The organism is Winogradskyella psychrotolerans (genome assembly GCF_018860565.1).
Taxonomy (GTDB): Bacteria; Bacteroidota; Bacteroidia; order Flavobacteriales; family Flavobacteriaceae; genus Winogradskyella; species Winogradskyella damuponensis.
Genome location: NZ_JAHKPS010000022.1, coordinates 476,193 through 494,262, shown reverse-complemented (window position 1 = coordinate 494,262; position 18,070 = coordinate 476,193). Strand labels below are relative to the sequence as shown.

General features: G+C 33.2%; 20 protein-coding genes. 10 read left to right on the top strand and 10 right to left on the bottom strand.

Going from position 1 to position 18,070, the window contains the following annotated elements:
* Window positions 1-154: 154 nt before the first annotated feature.
* Window positions 155-2,371: a TonB-dependent receptor gene (locus tag KO504_RS11095; RefSeq protein WP_215926860.1), complete on the top strand. Its 2,217-nt coding sequence runs from the start codon at window positions 155-157 to the stop codon at window positions 2,369-2,371.
* Here KO504_RS11095 and KO504_RS11090 read toward each other — a convergent pair.
* The gene (locus KO504_RS11090; RefSeq protein ID WP_215926859.1) at window positions 2,368-2,799 is read right to left on the bottom strand and encodes a hypothetical protein; all 432 of its coding nucleotides are present in this window, start codon (window positions 2,797-2,799) and stop codon (window positions 2,368-2,370) included. The genes KO504_RS11095 and KO504_RS11090 overlap by 4 nt on opposite strands.
* Before the next feature lie 364 nt (window positions 2,800-3,163).
* Here KO504_RS11090 and greA point away from each other — a divergent pair, with 364 nt between their 5' ends.
* Together greA and KO504_RS11080 are read left to right on the top strand one after the other, a co-directional pair.
* Window positions 3,164-3,637, top strand: coding sequence for a transcription elongation factor GreA (gene greA / locus KO504_RS11085; RefSeq protein WP_215926858.1), 474 nt, complete (start codon window positions 3,164-3,166; stop codon window positions 3,635-3,637).
* Between the two features lie 101 nt (window positions 3,638-3,738).
* Window positions 3,739-4,128 (top strand): HIT family protein, encoded by a 390-nt coding sequence (locus tag KO504_RS11080; protein WP_215926856.1) that lies wholly within the window; start codon window positions 3,739-3,741, stop codon window positions 4,126-4,128.
* 7 nt (window positions 4,129-4,135) lie between these two features.
* Here the strand turns inward: KO504_RS11080 and KO504_RS11075 are convergent, their stop codons facing one another.
* Together KO504_RS11075 and KO504_RS11070 are read right to left on the bottom strand one after the other, a co-directional pair.
* Window positions 4,136-4,489, bottom strand: a complete 354-nt coding sequence (locus KO504_RS11075) for a hypothetical protein (RefSeq protein WP_215926854.1) — start codon at window positions 4,487-4,489, stop codon at window positions 4,136-4,138.
* A gap of 104 nt (window positions 4,490-4,593) precedes the next feature.
* Window positions 4,594-5,754 (bottom strand): sensor histidine kinase, encoded by a 1,161-nt coding sequence (locus KO504_RS11070; RefSeq protein WP_215926852.1) that lies wholly within the window; start codon window positions 5,752-5,754, stop codon window positions 4,594-4,596.
* Window positions 5,755-5,877: 123 nt separating this feature from the next.
* On the opposite strand from KO504_RS11070, the gene KO504_RS11065 reads away from it, so the two are divergent.
* The 3 genes from KO504_RS11065 (at window position 5,878) to aat (ending at window position 7,937) form a co-directional block, all read left to right on the top strand.
* Window positions 5,878-6,747: a flavin reductase family protein gene (locus KO504_RS11065; protein WP_215926850.1), complete on the top strand. Its 870-nt coding sequence runs from the start codon at window positions 5,878-5,880 to the stop codon at window positions 6,745-6,747.
* Window positions 6,748-6,790: 43 nt separating this feature from the next.
* The gene (locus tag KO504_RS11060; RefSeq protein WP_215926848.1) at window positions 6,791-7,168 is read left to right on the top strand and encodes a DUF3127 domain-containing protein; all 378 of its coding nucleotides are present in this window, start codon (window positions 6,791-6,793) and stop codon (window positions 7,166-7,168) included.
* A 130-nt stretch (window positions 7,169-7,298) separates the two neighbouring features.
* Complete coding sequence (gene aat / locus KO504_RS11055) at window positions 7,299-7,937, top strand: leucyl/phenylalanyl-tRNA--protein transferase (RefSeq protein ID WP_215926846.1); 639 nt, start codon at window positions 7,299-7,301, stop codon at window positions 7,935-7,937.
* On the opposite strand, the gene KO504_RS11050 is transcribed toward aat, so the two are convergent.
* The gene (locus KO504_RS11050) at window positions 7,906-8,481 is read right to left on the bottom strand and encodes a DNA-3-methyladenine glycosylase I (RefSeq protein WP_215926844.1); all 576 of its coding nucleotides are present in this window, start codon (window positions 8,479-8,481) and stop codon (window positions 7,906-7,908) included. The two genes, aat and KO504_RS11050, sit on opposite strands and share 32 nt — an antisense overlap.
* Before the next feature lie 77 nt (window positions 8,482-8,558).
* On the opposite strand from KO504_RS11050, the gene KO504_RS11045 reads away from it, so the two are divergent.
* Window positions 8,559-9,173, top strand: a complete 615-nt coding sequence (locus KO504_RS11045) for a thioredoxin family protein (protein WP_215926842.1) — start codon at window positions 8,559-8,561, stop codon at window positions 9,171-9,173.
* Between the two features lie 12 nt (window positions 9,174-9,185).
* Here the strand turns inward: KO504_RS11045 and KO504_RS11040 are convergent, their stop codons facing one another.
* The 6 genes from KO504_RS11040 to KO504_RS11015 all read right to left on the bottom strand — a co-directional run bounded on the left by KO504_RS11040 (window position 9,186) and on the right by KO504_RS11015 (window position 13,241).
* Complete coding sequence (locus tag KO504_RS11040) at window positions 9,186-9,869, bottom strand: hypothetical protein (RefSeq protein ID WP_215926840.1); 684 nt, start codon at window positions 9,867-9,869, stop codon at window positions 9,186-9,188.
* 144 nt (window positions 9,870-10,013) lie between these two features.
* A complete protein-coding gene (gene truB, locus KO504_RS11035; protein ID WP_215926838.1) occupies window positions 10,014-10,709 on the bottom strand; it encodes a tRNA pseudouridine(55) synthase TruB in 696 nt (231 codons plus the stop codon).
* Complete coding sequence (locus tag KO504_RS11030) at window positions 10,709-11,512, bottom strand: undecaprenyl-diphosphate phosphatase (protein ID WP_215926836.1); 804 nt, start codon at window positions 11,510-11,512, stop codon at window positions 10,709-10,711. The genes truB and KO504_RS11030 overlap by 1 nt, the downstream gene beginning before the upstream one ends.
* Window positions 11,513-11,569: 57 nt before the next feature.
* On the bottom strand, window positions 11,570-11,833 hold the full coding sequence (locus KO504_RS11025) for a DUF3098 domain-containing protein (RefSeq protein ID WP_215926834.1): 264 nt from the start codon (window positions 11,831-11,833) through the stop codon (window positions 11,570-11,572).
* Window positions 11,833-12,189, bottom strand: a complete 357-nt coding sequence (locus tag KO504_RS11020; RefSeq protein ID WP_215926832.1) for a hypothetical protein — start codon at window positions 12,187-12,189, stop codon at window positions 11,833-11,835. Before KO504_RS11020 ends, KO504_RS11025 begins: the two co-directional genes overlap by 1 nt.
* A gap of 173 nt (window positions 12,190-12,362) precedes the next feature.
* Window positions 12,363-13,241 carry a cell division protein FtsX gene (locus KO504_RS11015; RefSeq protein ID WP_215926830.1) on the bottom strand — a complete coding sequence of 293 codons (879 nt, stop codon included), beginning with the start codon at window positions 13,239-13,241 and terminating at the stop codon, window positions 12,363-12,365.
* Window positions 13,242-13,444: 203 nt separating this feature from the next.
* Between KO504_RS11015 and KO504_RS11010 the strand changes: the two genes are divergently transcribed.
* The 3 genes from KO504_RS11010 (at window position 13,445) to KO504_RS11000 (ending at window position 18,069) form a co-directional block, all read left to right on the top strand.
* On the top strand, window positions 13,445-14,002 hold the full coding sequence (locus KO504_RS11010) for a porin family protein (protein WP_215926828.1): 558 nt from the start codon (window positions 13,445-13,447) through the stop codon (window positions 14,000-14,002).
* A 139-nt stretch (window positions 14,003-14,141) separates the two neighbouring features.
* Entirely contained in the window at window positions 14,142-17,105 is a 2,964-nt protein-coding gene (gene leuS, locus KO504_RS11005) for a leucine--tRNA ligase (protein WP_215926827.1), read from the top strand.
* On the top strand, window positions 17,098-18,069 hold the full coding sequence (locus tag KO504_RS11000; protein ID WP_215926825.1) for a DUF4163 domain-containing protein: 972 nt from the start codon (window positions 17,098-17,100) through the stop codon (window positions 18,067-18,069). The genes leuS and KO504_RS11000 overlap by 8 nt, the downstream gene beginning before the upstream one ends.
* Window position 18,070 lies beyond the last annotated feature (1 nt).

Sequence of the window (18,070 nt, the reverse complement as noted above, 5' to 3'; positions counted from 1 at the left end):
TTTTTACTTCTGAATTTAATATCGCCTAATGCTGCGCAAAAAAATTCAAAATAAGAAATAACAAGGCCAAATAACAGCTGTTATAAGCTCACAATAATTAATTATTAACCAAGAATAATGACCTCTTTTTATTCGATTATAATACTATAGTCGTATGAAAATTTTATTCAACAATCTCTCAAAAAAAAGTAGGCAGAGATTAACACTTTCAATTGCATTTTTAGGTATTTGTTCAGTTTATGGACAAGAAAAACAACAAGACTCTACTAAAGTTGAAAAACTAGACGAAGTTCTAGTAAGAGCTGTCAGGGTTGATGCTAAATCGCCAATTACGCATTCTAATGTGACCAAAGAAGCTTTAGCTAAACGTAACTTAGGACAAGACATTCCGATGTTATTGAACTTCTTACCTTCGGTAGTAACGACTACGGATGCGGGTGCCGGAATTGGTTACACTGGTATTAGAGTTCGTGGTGTAAGCTCGCAATCTACCAATATTACTATCAACGGTATTCCGTATAATGATGCGGAATCATTAGGAACGTTTTGGGTTAATTTAGGAGATTTTGCCTCTTCAACAGAAAGTCTACAATTACAACGTGGTGTGGGGACCTCTACCAATGGTTCTGGTGCTTTTGGAGCTAGTATTAATGTGTTAACCGATGCCGTTTCAAATGAAGCTTCAGGGGAAATTGCAAATTCTTTTGGAAGTTATAACACGAGAAAACATACTGTAAAATTCAGCACAGGTCTAATCAATGACCACATTGAAATTGCTGGTCGTCTGTCTAATATTGCCTCAGACGGTTATATTGATCGTGCTTCGGCAGATTTAAAATCCTATTTTTTACAAGGGTCTTATGTAGATGACAACACCTTAATTAAAGCCATCACTTTTGGTGGTAAGGAAGTCACGTATCAGTCTTGGAATGGCTTAGAGGATTTAGAGAAACTAAAAGACGACCGTACGTATAATACAGCAGGTGAATACACCGATGATAATGGTGATATACAGTTTTACGATAATGAAGTCGATAATTATAGCCAAGATCACTACCAATTACATTGGAATCAGCGCTACAACAACCAATGGTCAACCACATTAGGCTTAAACTACACCAAAGGTCAAGGGTATTTTGAACAATACAAAGAAGACGAAAGCTTTGACGATTATGGCTTTGAACCTATAGATTTCAATGGGGAAATCATTGATGAAACCGATTTAATTAGAAGACGCTGGTTAGACAATGATTTTTATGTTATCAATGCTAACGCTAGCTATAAAGACGACAATCTTAATTTAATTTTTGGTGGTTCTTATAGTCATTACGATGGTGACCATTTTGGTGAAGTGATTTGGGCAGAATACGCTAGTCAAACTGAAATTAGAGATCGTTATTATGATGGAAATAGTATAAAAAACGATTTATCTATGTTTACTAAAGCCAATTATAGACTCAACGAAAAAATAAGTTTATACGGAGATTTACAAGTTAGAAATGTTACTTACAAAACAACGGGTACAACGTCTGATCTTGTAGAGTTTGCTGTAGATAAAGATTTTACATTTTTTAACCCAAAAGCTGGAATCACCTATTCTTTAAATACTAACAATGACCTCTACTTCTCTTATGCTAGAGCCAACAGAGAACCAAACCGAACCGATTTTGAAGTTGATCAAAGTATAAAACCAGAGCAGCTTAATGATTTTGAATTAGGCTGGAGACATAAAAAGAACAATTTTAACTTTAGTGCAAACACATACTTTATGTTTTACAAAGATCAGTTAGTACTCACCGGAGAATCTGATGATGTAGGAAATCCTATAAGACAAAATGTAGATAAGAGTTACCGTATAGGTTTGGAACTAGAAGCCATTGTTCCTATAACGTCTAAATTAACCCTACAACCAAATATGACAATCAGCGCTAATAAAGTAGATGAGTTAAGCTTCTCTTTTGATGGAGAATCACAAAATTTAAACAATACAGACATTTCATTTTCACCAAGTTTTGTTGCGGCTAATGCCATCGTTTTTCAACCTATTGAGAATCTACAAATGTCTTTATTAAGTAAATATGTTGGCGAACAATTTATGAGTAATACTGAAGCAGACTTATCAAAGCTAGACAGTTTCTTTATTAACGATTTCAACATTAATTATACTTTAAAAACAGCATCTGTTTTTGATGCTATTGTATTTTCAGGTTTAGTCAATAATATTTTCAATGTAAAATATGTGTCTAATGGCTATTATTACACGTATGATGACAGCTGGTCTAACCCAGGAAGTATTGCAACTATTGAAGGAGCTGGTTTTTACCCGCAAGCAACCACTAACTTTTTAGTAGGAGTAACCTTAAAGTTTTAGTTACTAACTAAATATGTATTATTACCGATAGGCTCAACTCTGTATGGCTTTAACGTACAGGGTTGAGGATTATCGCCTATTGCTGTCCCAGTAACTAAGCTATACTCGTTACCATCATCACAACCACAAACGGCATTTAAACCTACAATTGTTAATTTAGAACAAGACGAAGCTGTATGGTTTGGGTCAGAACCATCCCAAGCTAAAATTGAATTCGCATTAGTTCTCACCAAAATAATTCCGTTATTCCCATAACCATCAACTCTAATAGCATTTACAGGAAACAAAAGCTGATTAAATTGAGGAAGGTTAAGGTTTACTGTTAGATTCACTCCAACATCAAGCAAATAGTTACAATTATATATTGGATCTTTCTCTCTACAACCTAAAATAACAATACAACTTAGGATTAAAAATAATTTCTTCACAGTTTTAATTCTTTTTTTAAAAGTTTGAAATTTAGTGAATTGAAAAACAAAATCGTCTAAAGCCACGAGAACACTCGTTTTCTTATTCAGCTTTTAAATTATTAACATTTTTCATGAATTCTAACTTCAATTTTTGATTCGCAATTTACTATTAATTCAACAATACAGTAAATATTTTATATATTTGCATAGTAATCTCGTCAGCGCGAGGTTTTTTTTATGCTAACATTATAATTATAGAATAACGAGCTTCTAAGAAGTATATTATCTACAGTCATTTTTGAGCCTGTCTGATTTTCAGACAGGCTCAAAAATGATAAGGAATCTGCTAATTAGAATTCGTTATATTTAAAACGATTAAATTATGAGTAAAGTATCTTATTACACAGCTGAAGGTTTAAAAAAATTAAGAGAAGAGTTAAACCATCTTAAAGATGTGGAACGTCCTAAGGCATCACAAGCAATTGCAGAAGCTAGAGACAAAGGCGATTTAAGTGAAAACGCAGAGTATGATGCTGCGAAAGAAGCGCAAGGTATGCTAGAGATGAAAATTTCTAAAATGGAAGAAACTTTGTCTGGCGCAAGAGTTATTGATGAGTCGCAATTAGATTTAACTAAAGTTTTAGCCCTATCAAAAGTTAAAATTAAAAACCAAATCAACGGCATGGAAATGACTTATACTTTGGTCGCCGAAAGTGAAGCCGATTTAGCTAGTGGTAAAATCTCAGTAAATTCGCCTATTGGAAAAGGTTTATTAGGTAAATCTGTAGGAGATACTGCCGAAATACAAGTGCCAAGTGGTATAATGAAATTTGATATTCTAGAAATTTCTAGGTAACAATAATCATGTTTTAATTAAAATACCAAACTAATACTATAAAAAAGATTCCTCATTACAGGAATCTTTTTATATTTATAGAAGACAATAATTACTAGATTATGGCCACTATTTTTACAAAAATAATTTCAGGTGAAATACCATCGTATAAAGTCGCCGAAACTGAAGATTTCTTTGCGTTTTTAGACATTAATCCAAATTCTAAAGGACATACCTTATGTATTCCCAAAAAAGAAGTCAATAAAATTTTTGATTTAGACGAAGCAACTTACCTGGGCTTAATGAAATTTTCACGTCGTGTTGCAATTGCTCTAGAACAAGCCATCCCTTGTGAGCGTGTGGGCATGTCTGTAATTGGCTTAGAAGTACCGCATGTACATGTGCATTTAATTCCGTTGCATACTATGGACGATGCACGTTTTACAAACAAACAAAAAGTAACACCTGAAGAATTTAAGGCTATTGCCGAAAAAATTGGATCTTATTTGTAATACTTAGTTATAAAAATACTCCTGTTGCAAATAAAATAATTGCAATTAATACAATAATTCCAAAAGCCATTAAACCCCAAGCAATGGGTTTTAGTTTAGTAGACTTAGATTTTGTTTTAAGTGCTCTTTTATGGTAATTTACAACTTGCTCTATTTCATCTGTCCATCGAATTGGAAAAATTTGCACATCACAATTAAGACAACGAATTTCACTTATTGTCTCATCTGTAATCGCTTTATAGAACCTGGTTTCTGTTAATTTTTGCTTAAACGTAAGTTCCAAACTATCATTAGAATAACATTCTGGACAGTTATTACCTATTCTAGCTTCTTTTAAAGTGAAAAATCGTGACGAATTCATGCCCAAATTTAAACTAAAATTTTGATATTTTTAATTTAAAATAAAAATGCTAACTTATTGTTTACTAGAAACTACACTCCTCTTTTTTACCGATAAATTATAATCTAAATTTGTTTTAATATAATTTGTATCGTTGTTCCTTTTCCTAATTCTGAAGTCAACACTTTTATTTTTCCATTGTGGTAGTCTTCAACAATACGTTTGGCTAAAGAGAGTCCAAGTCCCCAACCACGTTTTTTTGTAGTATAGCCTGGTTCAAAAATTTTAGTAAATGACGCTTTTGGGATGCCTTTTCCGGTATCAGATATGTTAATGTAAACTCTACTTTCTAGCTGCGTTAACTCAAGTTTTAAATCCCCTTTACCTTTCATGGCATCAATGGCATTTTTCACTAAATTCTCAATCGTCCAACTAAAAAGCTGTTCATTTAAGTTAACTTGTATTTCTCTATCTGGAATTATAATTTCAAAATTAATAAGTTTAGAAGATCGTAATTTAAGATACTCATAAGATGATTTAGTCACCGCAACAATATCCATTATTCTAAGCGTTGGTGCAGAGCCAATTTTACTAAAACGTTCAGTTATAGTTTGAAGTCTATCAATGTCTTTTTCAATTTCTATAATATAATCTGGGTTTACATTTTCGGTCTTTAAAATTTCTGTCCAACCCACTAATGAAGACAAAGGCGTACCTATTTGATGTGCCGTTTCCTTTGCCATTCCTGTCCAAAGTTTATTTTGGTCAGCAATTTTTGAGCTTCTATAAAAGAAATAAACGACAGCTGCAAAAAGCAATATAATTAACAACAAAGCTAAAGGATAGTATTTTAATTTATTTAATAAGGGGGAATTACCATAATACAATTTCCCCTTTTTATCATCCTTTAAAGTTACCGATATAGGATCGTTTTGTGACATTAAGTCGTTCAGTGTTTTTATTATATCCTTAGGACTTTTAATTAATGTACTATCAATATTTCTATGACTTAAAATTCTATCATTTTCATCTAAAAGTAGCATTGGAGTTGTAACTGTAGTATCTGCAACAACTTTATCTGCAACCAAATTTAATTCAGCATCATCTTGATAAAAAAACTTAGAATATTCAGGATAAGCAAAAGTCCATGTTTTCATTTTATTACGTTCTTCTGCCTTAAAATTTTGAAAAAACGTATAAGTATTCCATAAAATGAGAGATATAATAATAAAGGAAGACGCAATTATAATCCAACGGATTACATTTCGGTTTAAGCTGAATGTCATTAGTTTATTTATTTCAATTTTAAATATAATGTAAATATGTTGATATTATTGCGCTTTAATATGTAGAAAATACTTTCGTTAGCAAATCAATATAATTATATTTGTTGAAAATCAGTCTAATACATGGTATCATTCAATCCACAGGATCTTACAACAGGCATTTTACACGGTTATTTATTAAGCGCCGTTGCTCCAAGGCCCATCGCCTTTGCGAGTACAATAGACGCAAAAGGCAATCCTAATTTATCGCCTTTTAGTTTTTTTAATGTCTTTAGTGCTAATCCTCCTATACTTATTTTTTCACCAGCAAGGCGCGTTAGAGACAATACCACCAAACACACATTAGAAAATGTTGAAATTACCAAAGAAGTGGTTATAAATGTGGTAAATTACGATATGGTACATCAAGCGTCTTTATCGAGTACAGAGTACCCTGAAGGAGTTAACGAGTTTGAAAAAGCAGGATTAACCATGTTACCTTCGGATAAAGTAAAACCATTTAGAGTAGCAGAATCACCTATACAACTAGAATGTAAAGTCAATGATATTGTACATTTAGGTACTGAAGGAGGAGCTGGAAATTTAGTGATTTGCGAAGTGGTAAAACTTCATATTTCAGAAGAGGTTTTAAATGATGACAAAACGATAAACCAAGAAGCTTTAGACTTAGTTGCTAGAGCAGGCGGAAGCTATTATAGCAGAGCTAAAAAAGGTTTTTTTGAAATCCCTAAACCATTAGCAACAAAAGGAATTGGTGTAGATAATATGCCAGAACATGTTAGAAACAGCATGATTTTAACAGGAAATAACCTTGGAATGTTAGGCAACGTTGATGCCCTACCTACTAAAGATGACGTTAATCAATTTGTTGAAAATATTAGTGAACGTTATCCAGACATTAAAACCGCATCACATAGAGAAAAACATAAATTAGCTCGAAATTATTTGAGCTATGGAGACGTAAAAAGTGCTTGGAAGTTATTACTTTCGTAGCCTGAAAAAAATAAGTATAAAATAAATTATAGATTAAGCGAAAATGGAAGTACAAGGACGTATTAAAATGGTAGGAGAGACTCAAACTTTTGGTAGTAATGGGTTTAGAAAAAGAGAGATTGTAGTGACTACAGAGGAACAATACCCACAACATATTATGGTAGAGTTTGTTCAAGACAAAACAGATTTGTTAAACAGCTACCAAGTTGGTCAGCAGGTTAAAATAAATATTAACCTAAGAGGAAGAGAATGGGTAAACCCACAAGGTGAAACTAAATACTTTAACTCTATTCAAGGTTGGAGAATTGAAGCTGTACAAGCACAAGCTGCAAGCGGTGATATGCCACCTGTACCACCAACTGAAGCTTTTGAGCCAGTTAATAACTTAAACGAAGGTGATAACGACGATTTACCTTTCTAAAAAGGAAACTGTAAACTGATATATAAAGACTTGTTTTAATTTTAAAACAGGTCTTTTTCTATTTAATACGTAAATTAAAAAGTCCTAGTTATCATTCAATATTAACACCTTTATCTAATAGCAAAATGCTATGCACTTTCTAACTAATAAAATAGAATTCCCAAATGTAACTGAAGCTTCTGCCGATGGTCTTTTAGCCATTGGAGGCGACTTGTCTACAGCACGTTTGCTACAGGCTTACAACAATGGCATCTTTCCGTGGTTTGACACTGCAGAACCAATTCTTTGGTGGTCACCAGACCCTCGCTTTGTTTTGTTTCCTGAAGATTTAAAAGTGTCTAAAAGCATGAAACAAATTTTAAAAAAGGACCTATTTAAAGTCACAACAAACCAAGCATTTAAAGCTGTTATAGAAAATTGTGCTCAAGCCAAACGTCCAGAGCAACATGGTACATGGATTACGGACGAAATGATAGAAGCCTACTTCAAATTGCACCAACTTGGTTATGCTAAATCTATTGAAGTTTGGCAAAACGAAGAACTTGTTGGCGGCTTATATGGTATTGCAATTAATGATGATGTTTTTTGCGGTGAAAGTATGTTTGCCAAAGTAAGTAATGCGAGTAAGGTTGGTTTTATCACATTTATAAAAAACAGCAATTATAGACTAATAGATTGCCAACTTCATACCAAACATTTGGAAAGTTTGGGTGCTATAAACATATCTAGAGCAGATTTTATAAGCTACCTTCAACCTCGTGGTATCTAAAACAAGAGACTTCATGATCGTTCACCATTCCAGTAGCTTGCATGTGTGCATAAATAACGGTTGAACCTACAAATTTAAAACCACGCCTTTTTAGATCTTTGCTTATAGCATCACTCAATGGAGTATTTGCTGGAGCGTTTTTATAATTTTCAAGCCTGTTTTTTATAGGTTTACCATCAACAAAATTCCATATATATTGAGAAAACGATCCAAACTCCTCTTGTACTTTTATAAAGGCCTGCGCATTAGTTATCGTAGCATTTACTTTTAATTTATTTCTAACAATACCAGCATCTTGTAACAAATCTTCAATTTTTGAAGGTTTGTATGTGGCGATTTTTTTATAATCAAAATTATCAAACGCTTTTCTAAAATTGTCTCGCTTTTTTAAAATAGTAATCCAACTTAAACCCGCCTGAAAAGTTTCTAATATTAAAAATTCAAATAAAGTAGCATCATCATAAACAGGAACTCCCCATTCTTCATCATGATACGCTTCATACAAATCACTACCAACACACCAACCACATCTATTTTTACTCATTTGTAAGGAATTATTTTTAACACTACTAATGTAACAACAGTTGCATAAAAAATGTAATAGAATCTTATTTTTGTTCTATGGAAACAGACACACTTACAATAAATAGTATCATTTCAGAAAGTCTAAAAAACAGTATGACTTATGCTGAATATAGAAATTTAGTTATAAAATTAGTTGAAGAAAAATCAACCACAGGAGTCGATAAATCTGAAAATTTAGTAGAATACACTCAGCTTAACGATAGACGAATGAGACGTTGGGATAAAACAGCTAAAGTTTCTGAAGATATCAAATCTAAGCTTAAAAACTTTGACAAAAAAGTAACCTGGTTGGTTATTTCAGAGAGTTGGTGTGGAGATGCCGCTCACATTATGCCAATTATTAATAAGGTCGCTGAATTGAGTGAAAATATTGAATATAAAGTGGTGCTTAGAGACGAAAACGAAGCATTAATGAATCAGTTTTTAACCAATGGCGGAAAAGCCATCCCAAAGTTAATTATGCTAGATTCTGAAACAAATACTGTTTTAAACACGTTTGGTCCACGACCAACTGTAGCTACAAATTTAGTACAGGCCTATAAAGCTGAACATGGTATGTTAACGCCTGAATTTAAAGAAGATTTACAACGTTGGTACAATAAAGACAAAGGACAGTCTACAATTGAAGATTTAATACATCTGCTAGGATAAACAATCTTTAATTTAAAAGGAGGTTTTTCCTTTAAACAAAAATGTAATTGTACCTATTTGGTCTGTTCGGTTTGAGCTATCAAATTGTACAGATTCTGCATAAGCAATAGCATGGTCAATTAAGCATTTATTATTAGAGTTTGACGATCCATTAACATAGGCTTCAATTACATCTCCGGTTTTGTTTACTGTAATATTTACGATGATTTTTCCGCCAATTTCACATAGATATCGTGGTATTTCGTAATTCACTAAAGTTCTACCTTTTAAAGAATATGTAAGTGTCCCTTTATTTTTGGCATGTTCGTCTGCTAGCTTTTTATTTTTTAGTCGCTGACTTAATTCCTCTTGAAGTCTTTTATAAGACTCTGTTTCATTTGAATTTAAAGCATAGGCATTACCATTAGTGTAAGAAGAATTGAGACTCGTTTCTTCTTGTTCTTCTTGTTGTGCCTCACTTGTTTTAGCTGCTTCTATCGCTTTCGTCGTACGTTCAAAATCATTGGCGTCAACAGTTCTAAAATTACGCATCATCTCTTTGTACTCTTGGTCTTCGTTAAATGCTTTATTGGTAGACTCTGCATTTAAATCTTCTAATTTTTGAAGTTCTTCTTCAGGTTTTTCAGGTTCTGGCTCAAGCAGATAATAGCTTTCGGTAATTAAATCTTTGTGTTGTCTTATTTGAATACTAAACAAGCCAAAGACTATTATTCCTGCGATAAGAACAGTAATGATTAATGCTTTATGTTGTTCAATTAATTTCAGAAAAAAAAAGATTTTTAGGTGTATAACTATATACGAATATAACGTAGAAATAGTTTAAAAACCGATGTAAAATTCTTATTTAGAAGGTAAATTAGCTATAAATGCTTCGGGAGTTAAGGCATCATCAACTTTAAAATCACCAATTCTAGTACGACGCAAAGACGACAAATGAGCTCCTGATTTTAAGGCTTTTCCAAAGTCGTGCGCCAAAGACCTAATGTAAGTTCCTTTACTACAAACGACTCTAAAGTGTAATTCTAATTGATTAATTTTAGTGATTTCGAATTCAGTAATTTCTACTTGTCTCGATTTTATTTCAACTTCCTCGCCTGCTCTGGCAAATTCATACAAACGTTTACCATCTTTTTTAATAGCTGAAAACACTGGTGGAAATTGATGTATCTGTCCTATAAATTGTTGCGTAGTGCTATGAATTAATTCATCTGTGATATGTTCGGTAGGAAAAAATTTATCAACTTCTGTTTCTAAATCAAAAGAAGGGGTTGTACTTCCTAAAATAAAAGTCCCCGTATACTCCTTTTCCTGACCTTGAAAAATATTGATTTGCTTAGTCATTTTTCCGGTACAAATCACTAACAAACCGGTTGCTAATGGATCTAATGTACCTGCATGACCAACTTTAATTTTCTTTATATCAAAGGCATGACGAATCTCCCAACGTAATTTATTTACGGCTTGAAAAGAGGTCCACGTTAACGGTTTGTCTATTAATAAGACTTGTCCGTTTAAAAAATCGTCTTTAGTGTGCATTAAATTTGAGTCCAGATTATTGCCGTAATTCCAACAACAACGCAATAAATAGCAAAATAGGTTAATTTACTTTTCTTTACCAAGGCAATCATCCAAGTACATGCAAATAAACCAGAAATAAAAGCAGCTATAAAACCAACACTTAAATATCCAAAGCTTGTACTATTATAAGTTAATTCGCCAGATAAAACGTCTTTTGCTATTTTACCAAATATAAGCGGAACGACCATTAAAAATGAAAATCGTGCCGCCTTAGTTTTATCTATTCCCAAAAGTACAGATGTTGATATTGTTGCGCCTGATCTAGAAATACCAGGTAACATAGCAATACCTTGAGCAACACCAATTATAAGACCATCTAATAAAGATACTTTTTTATGTGTTTTCTTAGCTCTATCAGCCAAAAACAGCAATAGTGCAGTAACAATAAGCATAGATCCAACTAGCAATATATTATTACCAAAAAGTTGTTCGAATTCGCGTTCATATTTATAACCAATAATAACGGCTGGTATCATTGATATGATAATTTTTACAGAAAACTTAGACTCTTCATTCCACTCTAAATTTTTAATACTATTAAATATACCTTGAAATATTTCAATAATATCTTTTCTAAAAATAACCATAGTACTTAATGCCGTTGCAAAATGAAGAACTACGGTAAACATTAAGCTTTCTTGTGGAATAGCTTCACTACCTAGAAGCGCTTCGCCAAGCTCTAGATGACCACTAGAAGATACAGGTAAGAATTCTGTAAGCCCTTGGATAATTCCTAAAATAATAGCATCAATAATTTCCATGGGACAAAAGTATCATTTTAGAATAATGAAACGACACAAAATTAAGTAAAATGAATGTTATTTTTTGGAACCTTTATTTGGGTTTAGTAAAATGGCATAAACTTGAATACCAAATCCAATTAATACTAAAGTTGGTGCTAACCTAATACGTCTCCAATTATAAATAGACTCGTCAAAAACATTAGGATCATCACTTCCACCACCAGACATAAGAATAAAACCTACAACAATAAAAGCTAAACCTATAAATAAGAATTTATAGTTTTTCTTACCGAAGATAAATTCGGATTTTGATTCGTTTTTTCGTTTTTGTACTCCCATTAGTCCTTAAATTCTGAATAGATTATGTGGTCATCAATAGCTAGTTGTGCTATATGTTTGGATGGCCCATAAATCATTTTTGGTAAGTGCAAAGTAACGGTTTTATTTAAAACTTTTACGTTAAGAGAATCTAAATTTAAACCAGATTCTATTCCTCTATTGATATAATACGTGTCTCCATTGTAATCTTTAAACTGAATGTCGTAAGTTGGACCAGCTCTAAGTTCAATAATTTTTGCAGTTACAATCTTACATTCTGCCGATTTTGGATTATAAATAACTAAAGAATTAAACAATAAAACCAAAAGAATGACAACCGCTACGGCAATTATAAACTTTCTAACTGATTTGTTCATATCTCATCGTTTAAAGAGCTAACGCAAACAGAATGAATTTATTTTTAAAATATGCTAATGCTTCAGTATAAAAAGACACATTTTAACAACACCTTCACCTTTATATACCTAAAAAAAGGTCTATAAAAATTAATAGTATCAAGGAAGGAAAAGTAGATTGAATTTAAACGTCACTAATAATACAACTGATCCGTTTTCAAGTTTAAGAAACGTTGCGTAGCAATAAATGTACTAATCCAAGTAATTAAAATACCTAATAGAAAAATTCCAACAAAAAGTGCTCCTATTAATACGGTATTTCTCAATAATTCTAATTCTGGAAATGTAAGATCTAAATAATACAATACAACAGCCATTCCTGCTAAAGCAACTAACGCTCCAATAACACCAAGCTGTACACTTTTCCATACAAATGGTCTGCGAATAAAACGTTTTGTAGCCCCAACCATTTGCATCGTTTTAATAATAAAACGTTTAGAGTACACTGCTAAACGAATAGAACTATTAATTAATAAAACAGCTATTAATGTAAATAATGCACTAATAATTAACACCCAAAATGTAATTTTCTTAACGTTATCATTCATTAACTCTACCAAATCATTATCGTATCTGATCTCTTCAATAAAAGCTTTATTAGATAAGCCTTCGGAAATTTCGGTAAGCTGTTCTGTGGTAACAAAATCGGCTTTTAAATGCACATCTATTGAATTTTTAAGCGGATTATAACCCACAAAATCCATAAAGTCTTCACCGGTTTCGGCTTTCATAAATTCGGCAGCTTCTTCTTTAGACACATAAAGCGCATCTTTAGTATAATCTGCCATCGCTAAACTCTTTTTTAGCTGATTCACTTCAACTTCTTTTGCTGTATCATTCAAATAAATGGTCATAACCACTTGCTCTTTAAAGTGATCGGCAACTTTTTTAGAGTTAATCACTAAAAGCCCTAAACAGCCTAAAAGAAACAATACCAAAGCGATACTTATCACTACAGAGACGTAAGATGAAATGAGTTTACGTTTTTGATATTTGTCAAAAGATGATGCCATGAATAAATGCGAATTTAAGTTGTAAAAATAATAAAGAATTTGCTTATGATAACTATTACAACGGCTAACTTTTTATAGTGTTGTAAACGGTGTAAAAAAGATATCAAACAATAAGCATTTACAATCTAAGTCATTTCTATTTTATGTTGGCATAATAATTGTCTAGTTCTAGACTAATCAATTTATCTTTAAAATCAATTATTATGAAAAAAATTCACATCATTGTAGTACTTGCAACTTTAGGGTTAATGCAAAAAACAAATGCTCAAGACATCCAATTTGGTGCCAAAGCAGGACTTAACATCTCTAATTTTACAGGAGGAGATGCAGATAGAAATAGCCTCTTCGGATTTCATGTTGGTCTTATTTCTGAAATCCCATTGAGTGAAAAATTTTCGCTTCAACCCGAACTTTTATACTCAAGACAAGGATCAGAAGTACAAGATGTCATTAAAGTAAAAGTCGATTATTTAGCCATTCCAATTATGGCAAAATATTATTTAGCAAAAGATTTTAGCTTAGAAGTTGGTCCACAATTTTCATTTCTAGTAAACGATAAAGGCGAATATATTGATAGCGACCTTCCTGATGAAGATACAGATGCTTCTAGTATTGATGTTGGAGCTAATGTAGGCTTGGGTTATAACCTTAACTCTAATATGTTTGTCCAAGCGCGTTATAATTTTGGTATTTCAACGGTTGCCGAAAACCCAGACATTAAAAATAGTGTCTTTCAAGTCTCTTTAGGTTATAAATTCTAAGCTATTAAGCCTTAAATTTTAAAATGCATCTTACACTTTAGTAAGGTGCGTTTTCTTTTATAATACCTATTGATTTTAAAATAGGCAGTTTAGATGGTTATTATTAAATTTGCGCCATTATTACAAGGAAAACAAGACAATGACATACAATTTCAACGACATAGAGAAAAAGTGGCAAGACTACTGGGCAAAAAACGAAACATTTAAAGCCTCAAACAGCAGCGATAAACCAAAATATTACGTTTTGGATATGTTTCCTTATCCAAGTGGAGCTGGCTTACATGTTGGGCATCCTTTAGGTTATATTGCTAGTGATATCTATGCACGTTATAAACGTCATCAAGGCTTTAATGTGTTACATCCGCAAGGCTATGATTCTTTTGGATTACCTGCAGAACAGTATGCCATTCAAACGGGTCAACATCCTGCTGTAACCACAGAAGCGAATATAAAAACATACCGTCGTCAGTTAGACCAAATTGGTTTTTCTTTCGATTGGAGTCGTGAAGTACGTACCTCAAATCCTGAGTATTACAAATGGACACAGTGGATTTTCATTCAATTATTTGAATCGTGGTACAATAACGATTCTAACAAAGCCGAGCATATTGATACTTTAGTTGAAAAATTTGCTGCAGAAGGAAATGCAACGGTAAATGCCGCTTGTGATGATGATATTGCTACTTTCACTGCGGAAGACTGGAATAATTATTCCTCAGAGCAACAGCAAGAAATCCTTTTAAAATACAGATTAACCTATTTAGCAGAAACCGAAGTGAACTGGTGTCCAGAACTAGGAACCGTTTTAGCCAATGACGAAATCGTTAATGGTGTTTCGGAACGTGGAGGTCATCCTGTGGTACGTAAAAAAATGACGCAATGGAGCATGCGAATTTCGGCGTATGCTGAGCGTTTATTACAGGGGTTAGATACAGTTGATTGGACTGACGCTTTAAAAGACATTCAGAAAAACTGGATTGGTAAATCGGTTGGAGCTTCTGTAACATTCAATGTCATTCCTCCTAACTCGTCGAGCGCAGCCGAGACCTCTCATAAAATAGACGTCTTCACTACAAGACCAGATACTATTTTTGGTGTGTCGTTTATGACCCTTGCACCAGAACACGAATTAGTATCACAAATTACAACACCAGAACAAAAAGCTGAAGTTGAAGCTTACATAGAAAAATCAGCAAAACGAAGCGAACGCGATCGTATGGCCGATGTAAAAACCATTTCTGGTGTGTTTACAGGAGCTTATGCAGAGCATCCGTTTTCTAAAGAACCTATTCCAATTTGGATTGGAGATTACGTACTAGCAAGCTACGGCACAGGTGCAGTTATGGCAGTGCCTTGTGGTGACCAGCGTGATTACGATTTTGCAAAACATTTTGATATTCCGATTCCAAATATATTTGAAGGTGTTGACATTTCTGAAGAAGCTTTCGCCTCTAAAGACAATGTAAAAATTACCAATAGCGATTTCCTTAATGGCATGAACTATAAAAAAGCCTCTAAACGCGCCATTTACGAATTAGAGCAAATGGGCCAAGGCGAAGGTAAAACCAATTACCGTTTGCGAGATGCTGTATTTTCACGTCAGCGTTATTGGGGAGAACCGTTCCCAGTCTATTATGTGAATGGTATGCCTCAAATGATAGAGGCTGAGCATTTACCAATTAAATTACCAGAAGTTGAAAAGTATTTACCAACAGAAGAAGGCGAACCACCGTTAGGTCGTGCCGATGTTTGGGCATGGGATACAAAAACTAATACTGTAGTTAGCAACGACCTTTGTCATTCCGCACTTGATGCGGAATCCACTGAAGACAACGGAATCTACCCACTAGAATTAAACACCATGCCAGGTTGGGCAGGGAGTTCTTGGTATTTCTTCCGTTATATGGAAGAGGCTGCCAATAGAGATGGAGTGTTTGCCAGTGAAGAAGCTTTGAAGTATTGGGAAAATGTCGATTTATACATTGGTGGTAGCGAACATGCAACTGGTCACCTACTCTACTCGCGTTTCTGGGTGAAATTATTAAAAGACAGAGGTTTTGTAAATGTTGAAGAACCTTTTAAAAAGTTGATTAACCAAGGGATGATACTTGGGACTAGTGCTTTTATATATAGAGAAGAAAACACTAACAAGTATTTATCTAAAGGATTAACTGAAGATAAAAATGTACTTCCAATACACGTTAAAGTACAATATGTAAATGCTTCCGATGAATTAGATATTGAAGGTTTAAAAACGGATGGAGAATTTGGTGAAGATTTTAAAGATGCTGAATTTATTCTTGAAGATGGCGTTTACAAAGTTGGAAGAGAAGTCGAAAAAATGTCCAAATCCAAATACAACGTTGTCAATCCAGACCAAATTGTAGCAGATTACGGAGCAGACAGTCTAAGATTGTACGAAATGTTCTTAGGACCTTTAGAACAATATAAACCGTGGAACACCGCAGGTATTACAGGAGTCCATAATTTCCTTAAAAAACTATGGAAATTATATCATCAAGGCGATGATATAAACAAAGATAATCCTGATTATTACCTTCATAATCCAAATACAGATGATGTATATTCTGCTGGAAAAGTCGTTAAACGTGGGTTTGGTGTAAATGACGCAGAACCAACTAAAGACAACTTAAAAACCTTACATAAAACCATAAAAAAAGTCCAAGAAGATATTGAGAACTTCTCGTTTAATACCTCTGTATCTACCTTTATGATTGCCGTTAATGAGTTAACCGCTCAGAAGTGTACAAGCAAAGCTATTTTAGAACCGTTATTGGTTTTAATTTCACCTTATGCGCCACATATTGCTGAAGAATTATGGTCTAAATTAGGACATAGTGATTCTATTTCTACGGCAGCTTTCCCTGTTTTTGACAAAAGTCATTTAGTAGAAAGTAGTAAAAACTATCCCATTTCTTTTAATGGTAAAATGCGTTTTACGTTAGAGTTACCAATGGATATGAGCAAAGACGCTATTGAAAAAACCGTTATGGCTCACGAAAAAACCATAGCACAATTAGATGGCAGAACACCTAAAAAAGTGATTGTGGTGCCTGGTAAGATTGTAAATATTGTTGGGTAAACTTCTAAGATATATCATCATAACTTTGTTGCCAATTATAGGTTGGTCTCAAAGTTATGTTGGTACTATTGGTAATTATCCTATTCATTTAGAGGTCACGAGTTATCCACATGAAAAAGACTCCACTTCCGGCGAATTAGATGGCTATTATTTTTATGATTCTAAACTCATTAGTATTCCAATATCTGGTGATTTTAAAAAAGATAAAATCACGTTAATTGATGGCTATTTTTTTAGGCCTGAATCGGTTATTGATGCCGACGAAGTTTTTCAATTAACCAAAAAAGGCAATCAACTCGAAGGTAATTTCAAATTAAAAGATAAAACGTACAACGTTGTCTTAACCGAAACACAACAAGAGCCTTTAGAAGACTTTAGAAATCCTAAACTGACCTTTATTAAAGATAGTATTGTTCAATATAAAGACAAGCAGTTAGTATGGTTTCATGAAAAATATTCAAAACTGCCCTTATTTAGATTAGGAAATGGTTTCACTAAAGCACAACGCGCTAAATTCAATCCTATTTTAGACGCCATTCACCTTGAAGATGCCAAAGACAATTTAGATTGTAATTCTTGGTTTGAAATTTCATACCACATCAATCTCGTCAATGATAAATTTATAAGCTACTTAAAAAATTACAGCATCTATTGTGGCGGAGCACATCCTTCTCATGGTAATGTCGCTTATAATTTTAACCTCAAAACTTTAGATGTTGTTAAGGATATTGAAAGCTTATACCCAAAGGTTAATTTTTTTCAGAAATTGAAGGATAAATACCAACATTTAGAAAACGATGTCCAAGACGAAGAGTGTGAAACTTTTGTTGACGATAGCTATTGGACATACAAAACATGGAGTTTAACTGCTGAAGGTGTATTACTCATTCCAAATTATCCGCATGCTATGTCACCATGTGAAGACACTTATTTTCTAAGCTACACTGAACTTACGAACGAATAAT